Consider the following 16,049-nt stretch of genomic DNA (forward strand, 5'->3'; position numbering starts at 1 on the left):
GTACCCCCAGTGGGACTCGAACCCACACTCGGGCGATTTTAAGTCGCCTGCCTCTGCCAATTGGGCTATGGGGGCCGGCGGTGAACGCGTTACCGGTCGCGGAACGGCGACTTCGCCATCTGGACGACAGCGGCGACCGCCGAGATGCCGCCGACGACGACCACGAGCCAGATGAAACCGATGAGGAAGCCTTCCATGCTTCCAACGGTACACGGTGCAGGGCCGACGGCGCCCGTTGCGCCCGGCCGGAGAGCGGCGGATGCTGGGCGGATGATCCGCATCGGCTCTCTCGTCTGGGGCGTGCGCGAGATGCCGCGCGCCATCGCGTTCTGGTCCGCCGCGCTCGGCTACCGGCCCCTGCGGGAGCCGGACGTCGACTGGGCGATCCTGGTTCCGGAGGCGGGGGACGGGCCGCAGCTCGCGCTGAAGCTCGTCGGCAGCGAGGCGAACCCGTCGCCCCGCCACCACCTCGACCTGTACGCGGACGTGCAGCGCGACGAAGTCGAGCGGCTGCTCGGGCTCGGCGCGCAGCGGGTGGACTGGGACTACGAGCCGGACGCGGACTACGTCGTCCTCGCCGATCCGGACGGCAACCGGTTCTGCGTCGTCGCGGACTCCGACTGACCGGGACCGGGTCATCGGTGCCGACTGGTCGGTACTGAGAGGACCTTCAGCGCACCCGAAGCCGTCGCTCATCGTCGGCGGGCACTATGAGTGCCGACACCCTTTCTGGTGAGGTGTCCTCCGACCCGGCCGGTGCCCGAGATCCCCCGACGCAGGCACCGGCCGGGTCATCTACACTCGTGCGGTGACCATCCTGCGCTGCCCCTGCACGAGCGGCGAGAGCTACGACGCGTGCTGCGGCCCCCTTCACGCGGGAGCCCCCGCCCCGACGGCCGAGCGGCTCATGCGCTCGCGGTTCAGCGCGTTCGCGCTCGGCGACGCGGCGTACCTGCTGCGCAGCTGGCACCGCAGCACCCGTCCCGCCGAGCTGGAGCTGGACGGGGGCCTGCGCTGGTACCGCCTCGACATCGAGCGGACCGAGCGCGGCGGTCCCTTCGACAGGGAGGGCGTCGTCGCGTTCACCGCGTACTACAAGGGCGCAGAACGCGGGACGATGCACGAGACGTCCCGCTTCGTCCGCGAGGGCCGCGACTGGTTCTACGTCGACGCGCTGTGACGGGATCCCGCCTCAGCGGGCGGGCTCCACGTAGCGCTCCCACAGCCACACGCACACGCACATCACCGCGAAGGCCAGGGCGAGACCGGCGACGACGAAGACGCCGGCACCCGTGGTCGCCAGGGAGGCGACCGGCAGCAGGAGAGCGAACAGCACCGTGTAGACCACGAGGCTGAGTCCCAGCCAGATCGGACGCGACCACTGGAACACCGCGCGGCCTGCGAGGCCGCCGACCGGCAGCAGCGCGACGGCCGTCGAGCCGATCCCGACGAGCGCCACCGCGTTCGCGAGCTCGACGGCGAACGCCGAGACGGAACCGCTGGGGGAGGGCAGGACGCCGACCGTCAGCCAGGCGAGCACGCCGAGCGCTGCGACGGCGGAGACCTGGACGGCGGCGACGCGGCCGCGCACGACGCGGTCTGTGCCCTCGGGCAGCATCACCCCGAGCACGAGGCCGAACAACAGCGCGGGCTCGAGCCCGATGAGGCGGGAGCCGAGCGCGGTGGCGGCGACGACGATCAGGAGCACCGGCCGCACGACCGGGCGCGGCGGGGTGATGCCGTTGTGCCTGGCCATCCCGCGCGCCGCGAGTACCCAGACCGCGTTGACCGCGCACACCGCGATCGCGACGGCGAGCAGCAGCCGCACGTAGGCGCCCGCGTCCTGGACGGAGGTGGAGAGCGTCACGAGCGCGGCCGCGACCACGCCGACGACCGGGGCCAGCCAGACCGGCTGGCCGGCCGCGGCGCCTGCGGTGCCGGCGTCGCCGGGGACGGCGCGCGGGCCGAGCAGGGCATCCGCCTCGCCGAGCTCCGCGCGCGACCGGTTCCGGCCGAACAGATTCGGCCGGGGCGCGCGCCGGCCGGGATCGGCGGAGCGGTCTCGGGTGAGCGCCGCGGCGAGCAGCCGGGCGGGGAGCATGAGCAGGAGCAGCGCGGCGACGGCGAGCGCGACCGAGCGCAGCCAGCCGGGCACGGACGCCGCGGTGACCGCCGGAGCGGAGGCGACCGTGAACGGCGTTCCCGTCCAGTTCTCCGGTCCGGGACGCGGCGCGGCCGGGGTCGTCGGCGAGCTGGGCTCCGCGGGCGCGGTCCGGGTCGGAGCCGGGCTGGGCGTCGGGGTCGGGGCCGGGGCGACCGGCGGTGCGACGGCCGTTCGCGTCTCGACCGTCACGGCGATCGTGTTGCTGCCGGCGCTCACGTTCCCCGCCGCATCGCGTTCGAGCGCGGACGCGACGTAGCTGCCCACCGCGAGCGTCGCCCGGCAGGACCAGGCCCGCGAGGCCGGCACCGCAGCCGTGCAGGCCACCGTGGTGCCCTTCGACGTGCTGGCGTAGACGGTCACCTGGCCGCCCGGCTCGCCCCGGCCGGCGAAGGCGATCGCCTCGCCGTCGCCGACGCTGGCGCCCGGAGCGGGCGCGGTGATGGACGGAGCGGCGGGCGCCGTCGTGTCCACGACGACCGAGACGGGAGCGCTTCTGCCGGAACGGGTGCCGGAGAACGGCGCGACCTGTGTCGCGGTCACCGTGTGCCTGCCGTCGCCGATGCCGGGGATGACGCATCCCCACGCGCCGGTGCTGTCGGCGGGGAAGCTGCACGTGCGCCCGTTCTCCGCGGTGACCGTGACCGTGGCGCCGGGGTAGGCGGTCCCGCGCAGGCCGCCGCCGGTGAAGCCGCCGTCGGTGGTCGTGATGACCGGAGGCGAGAGCACGTCGACGCGGCCGCTGTCGGCGAGGCGGGTCTGCCGGGACTCGACGCGGATCGGCACGCCCGGACCGTCCGGCAGCCGGCGCAGCGAGCACGACCAGTCGCCGCTCGCGTCCGCGGTGACGGTGCAGGTGGTGTCCGGGCTGTCGGTGGAGCCGCCGGAGACATCGAGGACCTCGCCCGGGTTCGCCGAGCCGCTCACGACGACGGGGAACGAGGTGACGAGGGCGGAGGGGAGGTCGTCCAGGCGCGGCGGATCGGGTGTCGGCGTCGGGGTCGGCGTGTCCGAGACGGCCGGGCGTTCGGCCGGAGCGGAGGTGCTGGCGCTGGTCGGGAGCGCTGAAGCCCTGTGCGACGCTGTGCTGCTGCTGCTGGCTGTGCTGCTGAGGAACGCTGTGCTGCTGGTGCCGGTGCTGCTGGTGCCGGTGCTGCGTGAGGTGCTCGGGGGCGCCGCGCCTCTGGCGGCGGAGGCGGCCGATGCCGGCGGCGCCAGTCCGGCGACGGAGGCGGCGGCGAGCAGGAGGGCGGCGACGGCGCCGACGATCGGTCCGGTCGCCCCCCGCGACCGGACTGGTGGAGACACGTCCGACAGAAATACCCGCATTCCACCCCATTCCAGGGGCCAGCAGGGTCCCGTGTCAAACGAACAGGCCGGATTTACGGCATACTGACAACTGGGTCAACTGTCCCACTTCTCGCGCGACGATGCGCGAGACTCCACGAGGAGCCCCCGATGACGCGCATCCCGCCCGCAGAACGTCGCACCGCCCTCGTTCAGGCCGCCCTCCGGGTGGTGGCGAGGGACGGGGTGGCCGCCGCGACCACGCGCCGCATCTCCGCCGAGGCCGGGATGCCGCTGGCCAGCTTCCACTACGTCTTCTCCTCCCGCGACGAGCTCATGGTCGAGCTCGTCAACGCCGCGGTCGCCGGCGAGCAGTCCGACCTCGCGCCCGCGTTCGCGGGCGGACCGCCGCCGGACGGCATGCGCTCCGCGATCCGCTCCGGCCTCCAGCACTACTTCGACGGCGTCCGCGCCGACCCGGAGCGCGAGAAGGCGATGTTCGAGCTGACCCAGTGGGCGCTCCGCGAGCCCGGCTTCGAGCAGCTCGCCCGCCGGCAGTACGACCGCTACTACGAGGTGGCCGAGCGGGCGGCCGCCGACGCCGCAGCGCTCACCGGCTGCGCGTGGACGCGGCCGCTCGACGAGGTCGCGCGCATCCTGGTCGCCCTCACCGACGGGATCACCGTCGCCTGGCTGGTCACGCGCGACGACGCCGCCGCCGAGCGGGCGCTGGACTTCGCCGCCGATGCCCTCGCCGCGCTCGCGGCCGCTGCGCCCGAGACACCGACCCGCTCCACCGCCTCCACCCGCTCCATCGCCCCCGCCCCTCCCGAGAACGCAGGTGCCCGATGACGAACACATCCACCCCGGCGGTCTTCGCCGAACCGACCAGGCGCGTGCCCGGCGCCTGGATCGCGGCCTTCGCCGTGGCCTGGCTCGGCATCTGGATGGCGCAGCTGGCGCCCATCCAGAAGCTGCTGCCCGACCAGGTGCAGGCGCAGCTGCGCACCGACGACTGGGTCCAGAACGTGGTCGCCTTCGGGATCGTCTCGGGCATCTCGGGCGTGTGCGCGATCGTCGCCTATCCGCTCACCGGCGCGCTGTCCGACCGGACCACCAGCCGCTTCGGCCGGCGCCGGCCGTGGATCGCGGGCGGCGCCGTCCTGTTCGCGGTCTCGCTCGTCCTGCTCGGGCTGCAGACCAGCATGGTTGGGATCGGCGTGTTCTGGTCGCTCGCCCTCACCGGGTTCTGCGTGCTCACGGCCGCCCTCACCGCGACCATCTCGGACCAGGTGCCGGTGGGGCAGCGCGGCTACGTGTCCGGCTGGATCAGCGCGCCGCAGGCCATCGGCATCATCCTCGGCGTCTCGCTGGTCACGTACGTCTTCGTCGGCGCGCTGGTCGGCTACACGGCGATGGCCGTCCTGCTGATCGTGCTCGTGCTGCCGTTCCTGTTCCTCCCGGACGCGGTGCTGCCGAAGGAGCTGCGCGAGCGGATGACCGCGCGCGGGGTGATCGAGGGACTCTGGATCAGCCCCCGGCAGCATCCCGACTTCGGCTGGACGCTGCTCAGCCGCGTGCTGGTGAACTTCGGCAACGCGTTCGGGACCTCGCTGCTGCTCTACTTCCTCGAGTTCGGGCTGCACGACGAGCACGCCGACGACGACCTGCTCGTGCTCATCCTCATCTACATGGTGTTCGTGATCGTCGCCTCGCTGCTCTTCGGCCGGCTCTCCGACAAGCTCGGCCGGCGCAAGGCGTTCGTCTTCGTCTCCTCCGCGCTGCAGGGCGTCGCCGCGCTGCTGCTGGCGTTCGTGCCGGAGCTGACGGTCGCGATGGTCGCCGCGGGCCTGCTCGGCCTCGGCTACGGCTGCTTCCTCTCGGTGGACCAGGCGCTCGCCACCCAGGTGCTGCCCGACCCGGAGAACCGGGGCAAGGACCTGGGCATCATGAACATCGCCACGGCCGTCCCGCAGGCGATGGCGCCGCTGTTCGGGGCCGGGATCGTGGCGGCACTGGACGGCTTCATGGGCCTGTTCGTGCTCTCCGGAGTCTTCGCGTTCGCGGGTGCGCTCGCGGTCGCCCGAGTGAAAGCGGTGCGCTGATGGATCTGACGGCCAAGCCCCTCCCCGCCGAGCGGACCTGGACGACGCCCGACGTCTTCTGGCCGGCCCTCAGCGCCGCGACCGCGCGGCTCGACCCGCCGCTCGCGGTGCTGCACCTGCCGGCGCTGCGGCACAACGCCCACGACATGCTGCGCCGCGCGGGCGGGACGGCCGAGCGGCCGGGCAAGCCGATCCGCGTCGCCTCCAAGTCGGTGCGCGTGCGCTCGGTCCTGGACGCGGTGCTCGCGCTGCCCGGCTACGCGGGCGTGCTCGCCTACACGCTGCCGGAGGCGCTGTGGCTCGCCGAGGGCGACGCGGAGCATCCCGCGATCGAGGACGTGGTCGTCGGCTACCCGACGGCCGACCGCGGCGCCATCGCCCGGCTCGCGCGCTCGCCGGAGCTGGCCGCCCGGGTCACCCTCATGGTCGACTCGATCGCGCACCTCGACCTGATCGACGCGGTCGTGCCGCCCGCAGAGCGCGAGACCATCCGCGTCTGCCTCGAACTCGACTCGTCGTGGAACGCACCCGTCCTCGGCCATATCGGCGTCTACCGCTCGCCGGTGCACACGGCGCAGACCGCGCGCGAGGTCGCCGAGGCCATCGTGCGCCGCCCCGGCTTCGCCCTGGTCGGGATGATGGGCTACGAGGCGCAGATCGCCGGCCAGGGCGACAACCCGCCCGGGCGTCCGGCGTGGGGCGCGACACTGCGCTGGATGCAGAAGAACTCGCGCGAGGAGCTCGTCGAGCGGCGCGGGGCGGCCGTCGCCGCCGTCCGCGCGATCGCCGACCTGGCGTTCGTCAACGGCGGCGGCACCGGCTCGCTGGAGTTCACCGCCTCCGACCCGTCCGTCACCGAGATCGCCGCGGGCAGCGGGCTCTTCGGCGGCCACCTGTTCGATACCTACCGCGACTTCCGGCCCGCGCCCGCCGCCTCCTTCGCGCTCTCGGTCGTCCGGCGTCCCGACGACCGCACCGCGACGCTCCTCGGCGGCGGCTGGATCGCGTCCGGCCCTCCCGGCCCCGACCGGCTGCCGAGCGTGGTCTGGCCGACCGGGCTCTCGATGGTGGACCGCGAGATGGCGGGCGAGGTGCAGACCCCGCTCACCGGGGCGGCGGCGGGTATCCTGCGCGTCGGCGACCGGGTCTGGCTGCGGCACACCAAGTCGGGCGAGCTGAGCGAGCACGTGGACGCCTTCCACCTCGTGGACACGGTGGACGGCCGTCCCGCCGTCGTGGGCACGGCCCTCAGCTACCGCGGCGACGGGAAGGTGTTCCTGTGACGGCGAGCGGGGGAGTGTGGCGCAACTGGGGGAGGAGCGAGTCGATCCGCCCGCAGCGCGTGGAGCGGCCGGCCTCGGCGGAGGCCGTGCAGCGCGCGGTCGCCACGGCGGCGAAACAGGGGATGCGGGTCAAGGCGATCGGCGCCGGGCACAGCTTCACCGGCATCGCCGCGGCGCCGGGTGTCCAGCTCGACCTGGAGGCGCTCAGCGGCGTGCTGGACGTTGACCTCGAGCGCGGCCGCGTGCGGCTGGCGGCGGGGACGCACCTGCACCAGCTCCCGCGGCTGCTGCGGCCCTATGGCCTGGCGCTGGAGAACATGGGCGACATCGACCGGCAGACGATCGCCGGCGCGACCTCCACCGGCACGCACGGCACCGGCGGGTCCTTCGGCGGACTCGCCACCCAGATCGTCGGCGTCACGCTGGTCACCGGCACCGGCGAGGTGCTGACGATCGACGAGACGCAGAACGCGGAGCTGCTGCCCGCCGCCCGGCTCGGGCTCGGCGCGCTCGGCGTGATCGTCGACCTGACCATCCAGTGCGTCCCGGCGTACCTGCTCAAGGCGGTGGAGCGTCCCGAGCCGCTGCAGCAGGTGCTGGAGAGGTACCTGGAGCGCTCGGCGAGCGAGGACCACTTCGAGTTCTACTGGTTCCCGCACACCGAGACGGGGCTCACCAAGACCAACACGCGGCTGCCGCTGACCGAGGCGCGCGCGCCGCTGTCGGCGATGGGGCGCTGGGTGGACGACGAGCTGCTTGCCAACGGCGTCTACCGCGGGGTGTGCGCGCTCGGCACGGTCGTCCCGGCGATCGTCCCGCCGTTCAGCAGGCTCGCGCAGAAGCTCACCGGCAACCGCGACTTCACCGACCGCTCGCCCGAGGTCTTCGTGACCAACCGCACCGTGCGCTTCCGCGAGATGGAGTACGCACTGCCGCGCGCGGCGGTGCCGGACGCGCTCGCCGAGGTGAAGGCGCTCATCGAGCGCAACGGCTGGCGGATCTCGTTCCCGGTGGAGGTGCGCTCGGCCGCGGCGGACGACAACTGGCTGTCCACCGCGTACGGCAGGGAGAGCGGCTACATCGCCGTTCACCGCTACTACCGGGAGGACCCGACGGCGTACTTCACCGCGGTGGAGCGGATCATGATGGCGCACGACGGCCGCCCGCACTGGGGCAAGATGCACTTCCGCGACGCGGCCTCCCTCCGCGAGACCTACCCCCGCTTCGACGACTTCCTCGCCGTCCGCGACCGCCTCGACCCCGCCCGCCTCTTCACCAACGCCTACCTCACCCGAGTCCTCGGCCCCTGACCGCCGAGTACGCAGATACTCTGCGTACTCGGCTGTTTCAGGGCCATTTTCTGCGTACTCGGTGGTCAGGGGGTGCGGCGCTGGAGGGTGAGGGCGCCGGTGATGACGGCGGCGACGGCGAACGCGGCGATGATGAGGAGCTGGCCGCCGATGTAGGCGGCGTCGTGCGAGTTCGTGGAGACCGCGTTCAGCGCGTCGACGGCGTGCGAGAGCGGGAGCCAGTCGCTGATCTGCCGGAGGCCGTCCGGGAGCTGGTCGCGCGGCAGGAAGATCCCGCCGAGCAGGATCTGCGGGAACACGATCACCGGCATGAACTGCACCACCTGGAACTCGGTGCGCGCGAACGCGCTCGCGAACAGGCCCAGGGTGCTGCCGAGCACCGCATCCGTCACGGCGACCGCGACCATCAGCCACGGGTCGCCCTTGATCTCCAGCCCGCACACCCAGATCGCGAAGCCGACGGCCACGAGCGACTGCACGACGGCGAGCAGCCCGAACGCGAGCGTGTAGCCCAGGATGAAGTCGCCCTTGCCGAGCGGCATCGACAGCAGCCGCTCCAGCGTCCCGGTCCTGCGCTCGCGCAGCGTGGTGATGCTGGTGACCAGGAACATCACGATGAACGGGAACAGCGCGACGATCGCCGGCCCGATCGTCGCGAAGACGTCCGTGTCGGTGAATATCCAGGCGACCAGGCCGATCAGGAGGCTCGGCACGACCACCAGCAGCCCGATCGTCCGCGGGTCGTGCCGGATCTGCATGAGCACCCGCCCCGCCGTCCCGAAGGTGCGCGTGAAATTCATCGGGCCGCCTCCCCGTCCTGGTCCTCGCCCGGTTCGGCGAGCGCGTGCCGCGGGTGGTGGCGGCGCAGCAGCGCGAGGAACGCGCCCTCCGCGTCCTCGGCCCCGGTCTCCCGCAGCAGCCCCTCCGGCGTCTGGTCGGCAAGGATGGCGCCCTCGCGCATGAGCAGCAGCCGGTCGCAGCGGGTGGCCTCGTCCATCACGTGGCTGGAGATCAGCAGGCTCGTGCCGGAGTCGGCGAGCCGGTGGAACAGCGTCCACAGCTCCACCCGCAGCAGCGGGTCCAGCCCGACGGTCGGCTCGTCGAGCACCAGCAGATCGGGGGAGCCGAGCAGCGCGGCGGCCAGCGAGACGCGGCTGCGCTGGCCGCCGGACAGCGTGCCGACGAGCTGCCCCGCGTTCTCGCCGAGGTCGGTCGCGGCGATGGCGCGCTCGACGTCGTTGCGCCCCGCGCCGAGCACGCGGCGGAAGTACGCCAGGTTCTGCCGCACGGTCAGGTCGTCGTACACGCTTGCCGTCTGGGTCACGTAGCCGACCCGGTGCCGCAGTGCGGAGGAGCCCGCCGGCTGCCCGAACACCTCGACGCGGCCGCCCGCGACGCGCTGCACGCCGACGATCGCGCGCATCAGCGTGGTCTTGCCGCAGCCGCTCGGCCCGAGCAGGCCCACCACCTGGCCGCGGGGGATGTGCAGGTCGAGTCCGTCCAGGACGGTCCGCCGGCCGCGCCGCACCCGCAGGCCCTCGACGACGACCGCGGCCTCCGCCGAATTCATCATGTGATGAATTATTCGCCCGGTGCCGACACCCCGTCAAGATCGCCGAACAGGTGCCACTGCACCACCGGACCGACCCGTCGGACCAGGTCGTCGACGTCCGCGCTCGCGATCGGCTCCAACCGCAGCGCGTAGCGCGTCATCATCACGCCCACCAGCTGGGATGCGGCGAGGTCGGCCCGCAGCTCGGCGTCCGGAGCGTCGGTCGCCGACGCCAGCCGTGCGAACACCTCCCTGGTCAGGAACTCGCGCACCATCCGGGTGCCGACGGAGTTGGAGAGCACGGTGCGCAGCAGGAGCACCATCCTGCCCGCGGCCTTCTCGTCCTCCAGCTGCGTGAACAGATAGCGGACGAGGCGCTCGCCGAGCTCCGCGCGCGGGGCGGCGAGCATCACGCCGATCACGCGGTCGGGGCGCAGCGGCGCCTGGATGGTGGCGGCGAACAGGTCCGCCTTGTCGTCGAAGTAGTGGTGCACGAGCGCAGCGTCGACCCCGGCCCGCCGGGCGACGGCGCGCAGCGAGGCCGCCTCGTAGCCGCGCTCGGCGAACTCCTCGGCCGCGGCGCGGACGATCGCGCCGCGCGCCGACGCCGCCCCGCGCTCCTTGCGGGGGCGTCCGCGTCTGCGGCGTTCGGCCAGCTCGCTCACGCTGCCATTCTGCACCCGCGCGCGGGCGGGGCTGTCGATCCCCGTCGCGCTTGCTTTGAGAGTGATGGGAAGGCGGTGGGAGCCGCATCCACCGCCGTTAGGATTGCTTCTGCGCACGCACCTGCGCCCGCACACCCAAAGGAGTTCCTGCAATGGAATGGCTCATTCCGGTCATCATCGTCGTCGTGATCGTCGCGATCATCGGAATCTACCTGTGGGCAACGTACAACTCGCTCGTCACCCTCAAGGTGCGTGTCGACGAGGCGTGGAGCGACATCACGGTGCAGCTGAAGCGTCGTGCCGACCTCATCCCGAACCTCATCGAGACGGTGAAGGGCTACGCCGCGCACGAGAAGGGCGTGTTCGAGTCCGTCACGAAGGCGCGCGCCGAGACGCTGACCGCGCAGACGCCGGGCGAGGCGTCCGTGGCCGAGGGGCACATGCAGACCGCGCTGAAGAGCATCTTCGCCGTGGCCGAGGCGTACCCGCAGCTGCAGGCGAGCCAGAACTTCCTGCGGCTGCAGGCGGACCTGGTGGACACCGAGGACAAGATCCAGGCGTCGCGCCGGTTCTACAACGGCGGCGTCCGCGAGTTCAACACCAAGATCAAGGTCTTCCCGAACAACCTGTTCGCGCGACGCCTGGGCTTCACCGAGCGCGAGTTCTTCGAGGTCGACAACCTGGCGGCGATCGCCGAGCCGCCGCGCGTCCAGTTCTAGGGCGTCGATGTACAGGGCGATCGCCAGGAACAAGCGCAACACCGTCTTCATCATCCTGCTGTTCCTGGTCCTCATCGGTGCGCTCGGATGGCTGGGCTCGGTCATCTACAACAACTACGCGATCCTCGCGTGGGTGCTGATCATCGCGACCGTCTACGCGGTGTTCCAGTACTTCATGGCGTCGAGCCAGGCGCTCAGCATGTCCGGAGCGGTGCCCATCCAGAAGGCGGACAACCCGCGGCTCTGGAACATCGTCGAGAACCTGTCGATCACGACCGGCACGCCGATGCCGGCGGTCTACATCATCAACGACCCGGCGCCGAACGCGTTCGCCACCGGACGCGACCCGAAGCACGCCTCGGTCGCCGCGACCACCGGCCTGCTCGACATCATGACCGACGCGGAGCTCGAGGGCGTGATGGCGCACGAGCTCGGCCACGTCCGCAACTACGACATCCGGCTCGGGATGATCGTGTTCGGCCTCACGGTGGCGATCGGGTTCATCGCGGACATCTTCCTGCGCATGGCCTTCTTCGGCGGCAACCGGAACAACAACAACGGGGGCAACCCGGTCGTACTGGTCTTCGGTCTGATCGCGGCCATCGTCGCCCCGCTGGTCGCGACGCTCGTGCAGCTCGCCGTCTCGCGGCAGCGGGAGTACCTCGCCGACGCGACCGGCGCCATGACGACCCGCCACCCGGACGCGCTCGCGAGCGCCCTGCTCAAGCTCGAGGCCTACGGCCGGCCGATGCAGAAGCAGAACTCGTCCATGGCGCACCTGTGGATCAACGACCCGCTCAAGCCGGGCCTCATGGCGCGACTGTTCTCGACGCACCCGCCCATCCCCCAGCGGGTCGAGCGCCTCCAGGAGATGGGCAGCAGCTTCTAGCCGCCGCCCGCAGCCGTGCGCGCGTCAGCGTCTGCGGCAGTTCGGAACGTATGCGTGCGGGCGAGCAGCCGCATACGTTACAAACCGCAGCAGACACCCCGAGACGGCGACAGCGGCGCCGCGGGGTGGGGATGTGCTAGCGTTTCGGCGATCGTGTTCCATCGACAGGAGGTGAGACCCATGCACGCAGTATCCGCAGTGGGCGCTCCCTCGCCGTCCACGATCCGCGACTGAGGTAGTCGCCACCGGGAGCGCCCTCCACGCAATCGCGAAAGGCGACTCCCATGAACACAACACCTTCTCCACTCACGCATCCGCACGAACGCGCACTGGTGCTCGGCGGCGGCGGATCGACGGGCAACGCCTGGCTGATCGGCATCGTCGCGGGCCTCTTCGACGCTGGACTGGATGTGACACAGGCCGACCTGACCATCGGCACCTCGGCCGGCTCCACCGCCGCGGCCCAGTTCGCGGGCGCACGCCCGGCCGAGCTGTTCGCCGCCGCCTCGGTAGCTCCCCCACCCCGGACGGCACCGCCCGGCGCAACCGCACCCGGATCGGTCACCCCCGTGTCGGCCGCGACATCGTCAGCGCCCGCTTCGGGATCGGCCGCACCTCCATCGGGCGCACCCGGTGTGGCACCATCCGCATCCGACTCCCGACCGGCGCCGCTGCGGCCGACGGCCGAGCACTTCGAGCGGATGCTGGCCACCATCGCCGCCTCCTCCGACGCGGCCGACTACCGCCGCCGGATCGGCGCGGTGGGACGGGAACGGGAGGAGGCGTCAGGCGCTTCCGTCCGGGACAGCTGGCGCTCGGCTGTGGCCGCCCGGCTTCCTCGCCCCGACTGGCCGGAGCGCCGGATACTCATCACGGCGATCGATGCGACCACCGGCGATCCGGTCGTCTTCGACCGGGACAGCGGCGTCGACCTGGTGGATGCGGTGGCCGCGAGCTGCGCGGGCAGCGTCGCGTACCGCATCGGCGAACGCCTGTACCTCGACGGCGGCTATCGGTCGAACGCCGAGAACGCGGATCTCGCCGCCGGCTGCGACCGGGTGCTGGTGCTGTCGCCGCTCGGCGCCCGCTCCCTCACTCCCGAGGAATGGGGCACCCATCCCTCCACCCAGGTGGAGGAGCTGCGCACCCACGGAAGCCGCGTCGAGGTCGTGATCCCCGACCCGGACGCGGAGCACCTGTTCGGCACCAACGCGATGAATCTGTCGCTGCGACCTGCCGCCGCCCGGGCCGGCTACGACCAGGGCCGGGCCCTCGCGCCGAACCTCGGCGCCTTCTGGAACTGAGCCGACGCATCCCATCGATGGGACGCAACGCGCCGCCCGTTCGTGGATCGGACGGCGTGTTGCGTCCCATGGATCGACTCGACGACGCCCCGAGAAGTGCGAGGCGCGAGGGCGACGCCCGGCTACGGGCCGAGGACCCGGCGCAGGTAGGCGTTCTCGAAACGGCGGTCGGGGTCGAGACGCTCGCGCACCGCGAGGAAGTCGTCGAAGCGCGGGTACACCGCACGGAGGCCGTCCGCATCCCGGGTGTGCAGCTTGCCCCAGTGCGGGCGTCCCTCGTGGGCGACCATGATCTCCTCCACCGCGCCGAAGTACTCGCGGTGGTCCTCGCGGTAATACCGGTGCACCGCCACATACCCGGTCTCGCGTCCGTACGCCGTCGACAGCCAGTTGTCGTCGGCCGCCGCGCTGCGGACCTCGATCGGGAACGAGATGCGCCATCCACGCCGCTCGATCAGCGCCTTCACCTCGGCGAGCGCCTCCGGTACCGCCTCCCGCGGCAGCGCGTACTCCATCTCGCGGAACCGCACGGTCCGGTTGCTGACGTAGACGCGCGGCGAGTGGTCGATGAACTCGCGGTTGCCGGTGAGCCGCTGGGCGAGGCGGCTGAACGGCGGGATGATCGCCGGCGCGACCATGCCGGCCGCACAGACTCCGCGGTAGACGCCGTTGGCGAGCAGTTCGTCTTCGACCCAGCGTCCCGTGTGTGACAGCGGCTTGCGGTCGGCCGTCAGCGGCAGCCGGGTGTTCGTCTTGGTGAGCGCCGTCTCCGTGTGCGGGAACCAGTAGAACTCGAAGTGGTCCTCGCGCGCCGACCGATCGCCGTAGCTCTCGAGCGCCTCCTGCAGCGGCTCCGGACGCTCGACGGCGTGGAGCAGGAACGCCGGGACGCACTGGATGGTCAGCTCGACGATGACGCCGAGGGCGCCGAGCCCGAGACGGGCGGCCGGGAGCAGTTCCGCGTTCTCCGTCTCGTCGATCCGCAGCAGCTCCCCGGTGCCGGTGACGAGGGTGAGCCCCACGATCTGGGTGGCGAGTCCGCCGAACGAGCCGCCGGTGCCGTGCGTCCCGGTCGAGGTGGCGCCGGAGATCGACTGCTTGTCGATGTCGCCCATGTTCTCAAGCGCGAGCCCATGCTGACGGAGCAGCCTCGGCAGCTGGTGCAGCCGGGTCCCGGCGGCGAGCGTGACGCGGTCCCGTTCCGGGTCGACCGCCACGATCCCGCTGAGGTCGTCGAGGTCGAGCTGAACGCCCGGAGCGACCGCGATGCCCGTGAAGCTGTGGCCGGCTCCGACCGCTTTGATGCGCATGCCGGTGGAGGCGGCCGCACGCACCGCGCGCTGCACGGCTTCCGCCGTCGCCGGCCGCTCGACGCGCTGGGGACGCACGCGCTCGGTGCGGCTCCAGTTGCGCCACAGCCCCCCGGCCGCCGTCACAGGAAGACCTTCCCCTCACCGCGATAGCTCGGAGTGACACCGACGACGCGCGCCCGCCCATCCACAGTGTCGACCAGCTGGAAGCCGTCGACGTGCTCGCTGAGCTCGCCGGACTTGGTGTGCCGCAGCCAGACGCGATCGCCGATCCGCAGAACGGCCGCCGTCGCTCCGGTGAGGGGCGTCTGCACCTCGCCCGCCATCTCGCGCGCGACCATCGAGAGCCCCGTCGGCCATGCCACCATCGGGAGCCGGTCGGGTCCGGGCGGTCCGGAGGCGATCCAGCCGCCACCGAGCAGCGTCGCTGTCTCCGGGTTGGGCCGGCGCACCACCGAGAGGGCGAAGGATGCGGCGGGCGCCGGATGGAACGAGCGGTAGGTGTCGAACAGGTGCCCGCCGAAGAGCCCGCTGCCCGCAGCGATCTCGGTCACCGACTCGTCGGACGCGGTGAACTCGACGGAGCCGGTCCCGCCGCCGTTCACGAACTCGAGATCCGCCACGCCGCGCACCGCGGCGACCGCCTCCCCCCGCCGGCCGAGCAGTTCGTCGCGGGAGTTCTGCTGCATCCAGCGCAGGGTGGCCCGCCAGGCCGGATTGCCCCGCGGATTGTCGCCCTGGCCCGCGATCTGCGCTTCGTATCCCATCATCCCGACCAGCCGGAAGCCCGGGCGCCGGACGATCTCGACGGCGAGCGCGCGAGCGGAGGCCGGGCTGTGCACCGGCGAGCGGAACACGCCGACATGCCCGATGACGGGGGCGAACCACGACGAGTCGAGCTCCAGGCAGAGACGGATCGCCTCCCGCTGGGACGGCGGTACGACCGCGTCGATGAAGTCCAGGTGCGAGAGGGAGTCGATCATCAGCGTCACCCGGGACGCGAGCTCAGGGGATGCGGACAGGCGCGCGATGGCGGCGCGGTCGGTCGTCGGGTAGCCCACCACCACATCCTCGATCGGTGGATGCTCCGCGTCGCCCTCCGCCAGCCACAGCGCTTCGCGGAGGGTGTACGCGAGCACGCCGGCGTATCCGGGGAGGGTGAGCACGGCATCCAGCACCGACCGCACCCGCACCGACTTGGAGGCGACGCGGATGGGCTTGGCGGGCCGGCTCGTCCCCGCCGCGCGCCGCAGCAGGTCGTGCGCGTTGTGGCGCAGCGCCGGCAGGTGCAGCACGGCGAGCGGCGGGTCGAGGCGGGCCGTCGCCGTGGAGAGGGACGGCCAGAACACGTCCGGCGCGGTCCACGTGCGCTCCGCGGGAGCGGGAGGCGTCGAGAGGTCGAGGTCGGTCACTAGCGCACCGCTTTCACTCGGGCGACCGCGAGCGCACCCGCGAACGCGAACA

15 protein-coding genes and 1 tRNA gene are annotated in these 16,049 nt (G+C 72.2%); 9 read left to right on the forward strand and 7 right to left on the reverse strand.

Features of this window, described 5'->3' with window-relative positions:
* Window position 1 precedes the first annotated feature (1 nt).
* Window positions 2-75 (reverse strand) — tRNA-Leu (locus ACTHMF_RS05995).
* A 195-nt stretch (window positions 76-270) separates the two neighbouring features.
* Here ACTHMF_RS05995 and ACTHMF_RS06000 point away from each other — a divergent pair.
* Together ACTHMF_RS06000 and ACTHMF_RS06005 are read left to right on the forward strand one after the other, a co-directional pair.
* The gene (locus ACTHMF_RS06000; protein ID WP_314148086.1) at window positions 271-624 is read left to right on the forward strand and encodes a VOC family protein; all 354 of its coding nucleotides are present in this window, start codon (window positions 271-273) and stop codon (window positions 622-624) included.
* A gap of 184 nt (window positions 625-808) precedes the next feature.
* On the forward strand, window positions 809-1,180 hold the full coding sequence (locus tag ACTHMF_RS06005) for a YchJ family protein (RefSeq protein WP_440316694.1): 372 nt from the start codon (window positions 809-811) through the stop codon (window positions 1,178-1,180).
* A gap of 12 nt (window positions 1,181-1,192) precedes the next feature.
* Here ACTHMF_RS06005 and ACTHMF_RS06010 read toward each other — a convergent pair whose 3' ends face one another.
* Window positions 1,193-3,469, reverse strand: coding sequence for an Ig-like domain-containing protein (locus tag ACTHMF_RS06010; RefSeq protein ID WP_440316695.1), 2,277 nt, complete (start codon window positions 3,467-3,469; stop codon window positions 1,193-1,195).
* Between the two features lie 150 nt (window positions 3,470-3,619).
* On the opposite strand from ACTHMF_RS06010, the gene ACTHMF_RS06015 reads away from it, so the two are divergent.
* The 4 genes from ACTHMF_RS06015 to ACTHMF_RS06030 are packed head-to-tail and all read left to right on the forward strand — an operon-like array spanning window position 3,620 to window position 8,146.
* Window positions 3,620-4,300 (forward strand): TetR/AcrR family transcriptional regulator, encoded by a 681-nt coding sequence (locus tag ACTHMF_RS06015; RefSeq protein ID WP_440316696.1) that lies wholly within the window; start codon window positions 3,620-3,622, stop codon window positions 4,298-4,300.
* Window positions 4,297-5,553, forward strand: a complete 1,257-nt coding sequence (locus ACTHMF_RS06020; RefSeq protein ID WP_314147007.1) for an MFS transporter — start codon at window positions 4,297-4,299, stop codon at window positions 5,551-5,553. Before ACTHMF_RS06015 ends, ACTHMF_RS06020 begins: the two co-directional genes overlap by 4 nt.
* Window positions 5,553-6,836 (forward strand): alanine racemase, encoded by a 1,284-nt coding sequence (locus ACTHMF_RS06025; protein ID WP_440316697.1) that lies wholly within the window; start codon window positions 5,553-5,555, stop codon window positions 6,834-6,836. Before ACTHMF_RS06020 ends, ACTHMF_RS06025 begins: the two co-directional genes overlap by 1 nt.
* Window positions 6,833-8,146 (forward strand): D-arabinono-1,4-lactone oxidase, encoded by a 1,314-nt coding sequence (locus ACTHMF_RS06030; protein WP_440316698.1) that lies wholly within the window; start codon window positions 6,833-6,835, stop codon window positions 8,144-8,146. The genes ACTHMF_RS06025 and ACTHMF_RS06030 overlap by 4 nt, the downstream gene beginning before the upstream one ends.
* Window positions 8,147-8,211: 65 nt before the next feature.
* Here the strand turns inward: ACTHMF_RS06030 and ACTHMF_RS06035 are convergent, their stop codons facing one another.
* Genes ACTHMF_RS06035 through ACTHMF_RS06045 form a run of 3 tightly spaced genes read right to left on the reverse strand, consistent with a single transcriptional unit; the run spans window position 8,212 to window position 10,363 of the window.
* Entirely contained in the window at window positions 8,212-8,946 is a 735-nt protein-coding gene (locus ACTHMF_RS06035) for an ABC transporter permease (RefSeq protein WP_440316699.1), read from the reverse strand.
* Complete coding sequence (locus tag ACTHMF_RS06040; RefSeq protein ID WP_440316706.1) at window positions 8,943-9,716, reverse strand: ABC transporter ATP-binding protein; 774 nt, start codon at window positions 9,714-9,716, stop codon at window positions 8,943-8,945. Before ACTHMF_RS06040 ends, ACTHMF_RS06035 begins: the two co-directional genes overlap by 4 nt.
* An 11-nt stretch (window positions 9,717-9,727) precedes the next feature.
* Window positions 9,728-10,363 carry a TetR/AcrR family transcriptional regulator gene (locus ACTHMF_RS06045; protein WP_440316701.1) on the reverse strand — a complete coding sequence of 212 codons (636 nt, stop codon included), beginning with the start codon at window positions 10,361-10,363 and terminating at the stop codon, window positions 9,728-9,730.
* A gap of 152 nt (window positions 10,364-10,515) precedes the next feature.
* Here ACTHMF_RS06045 and ACTHMF_RS06050 point away from each other — a divergent pair, with 152 nt between their 5' ends.
* The 3 genes from ACTHMF_RS06050 (at window position 10,516) to ACTHMF_RS06060 (ending at window position 13,275) form a co-directional block, all read left to right on the forward strand.
* The gene (locus ACTHMF_RS06050; protein ID WP_314147013.1) at window positions 10,516-11,082 is read left to right on the forward strand and encodes a LemA family protein; all 567 of its coding nucleotides are present in this window, start codon (window positions 10,516-10,518) and stop codon (window positions 11,080-11,082) included.
* A 7-nt stretch (window positions 11,083-11,089) separates the two neighbouring features.
* A complete protein-coding gene (locus tag ACTHMF_RS06055) occupies window positions 11,090-11,971 on the forward strand; it encodes a M48 family metalloprotease (RefSeq protein WP_440316702.1) in 882 nt (293 codons plus the stop codon).
* Window positions 11,972-12,255: 284 nt separating this feature from the next.
* Window positions 12,256-13,275 carry a patatin-like phospholipase family protein gene (locus tag ACTHMF_RS06060; protein WP_440316703.1) on the forward strand — a complete coding sequence of 340 codons (1,020 nt, stop codon included), beginning with the start codon at window positions 12,256-12,258 and terminating at the stop codon, window positions 13,273-13,275.
* 122 nt (window positions 13,276-13,397) lie between these two features.
* On the opposite strand, the gene ACTHMF_RS06065 is transcribed toward ACTHMF_RS06060, so the two are convergent.
* Together ACTHMF_RS06065 and ACTHMF_RS06070 are read right to left on the reverse strand one after the other, a co-directional pair.
* Window positions 13,398-14,711, reverse strand: a complete 1,314-nt coding sequence (locus ACTHMF_RS06065) for a D-arabinono-1,4-lactone oxidase (protein WP_440316704.1) — start codon at window positions 14,709-14,711, stop codon at window positions 13,398-13,400.
* Window positions 14,708-15,997 (reverse strand): amino acid deaminase/aldolase, encoded by a 1,290-nt coding sequence (locus ACTHMF_RS06070; protein ID WP_440316705.1) that lies wholly within the window; start codon window positions 15,995-15,997, stop codon window positions 14,708-14,710. The genes ACTHMF_RS06065 and ACTHMF_RS06070 overlap by 4 nt, the downstream gene beginning before the upstream one ends.
* Window positions 15,998-16,049 lie beyond the last annotated feature (52 nt).

Origin of the sequence: Leifsonia sp. (assembly GCF_051955155.1) — a bacterium.
Classification (GTDB): Bacteria; Actinomycetota; Actinomycetes; order Actinomycetales; family Microbacteriaceae; genus Leifsonia.

Coding starts and splice junctions, on each gene's coding strand:
- ACTHMF_RS06000 (WP_314148086.1), top strand. CDS start 271: ATGATCCGCATCGGCTCTCTCGTCTGGGGCGTGCGCGAGATGCCGCGC.
- ACTHMF_RS06020 (WP_314147007.1), top strand. CDS start 4,297: ATGACGAACACATCCACCCCGGCGGTCTTCGCCGAACCGACCAGGCGC.
- ACTHMF_RS06040 (WP_440316706.1), bottom strand. CDS start 9,716: ATGAATTCGGCGGAGGCCGCGGTCGTCGTCGAGGGCCTGCGGGTGCGG.
- ACTHMF_RS06035 (WP_440316699.1), bottom strand. CDS start 8,946: ATGAATTTCACGCGCACCTTCGGGACGGCGGGGCGGGTGCTCATGCAG.
- ACTHMF_RS06050 (WP_314147013.1), top strand. CDS start 10,516: ATGGAATGGCTCATTCCGGTCATCATCGTCGTCGTGATCGTCGCGATC.
- ACTHMF_RS06055 (WP_440316702.1), top strand. CDS start 11,090: ATGTACAGGGCGATCGCCAGGAACAAGCGCAACACCGTCTTCATCATC.
- ACTHMF_RS06015 (WP_440316696.1), top strand. CDS start 3,620: ATGACGCGCATCCCGCCCGCAGAACGTCGCACCGCCCTCGTTCAGGCC.
- ACTHMF_RS06060 (WP_440316703.1), top strand. CDS start 12,256: ATGAACACAACACCTTCTCCACTCACGCATCCGCACGAACGCGCACTG.
- ACTHMF_RS06025 (WP_440316697.1), top strand. CDS start 5,553: ATGGATCTGACGGCCAAGCCCCTCCCCGCCGAGCGGACCTGGACGACG.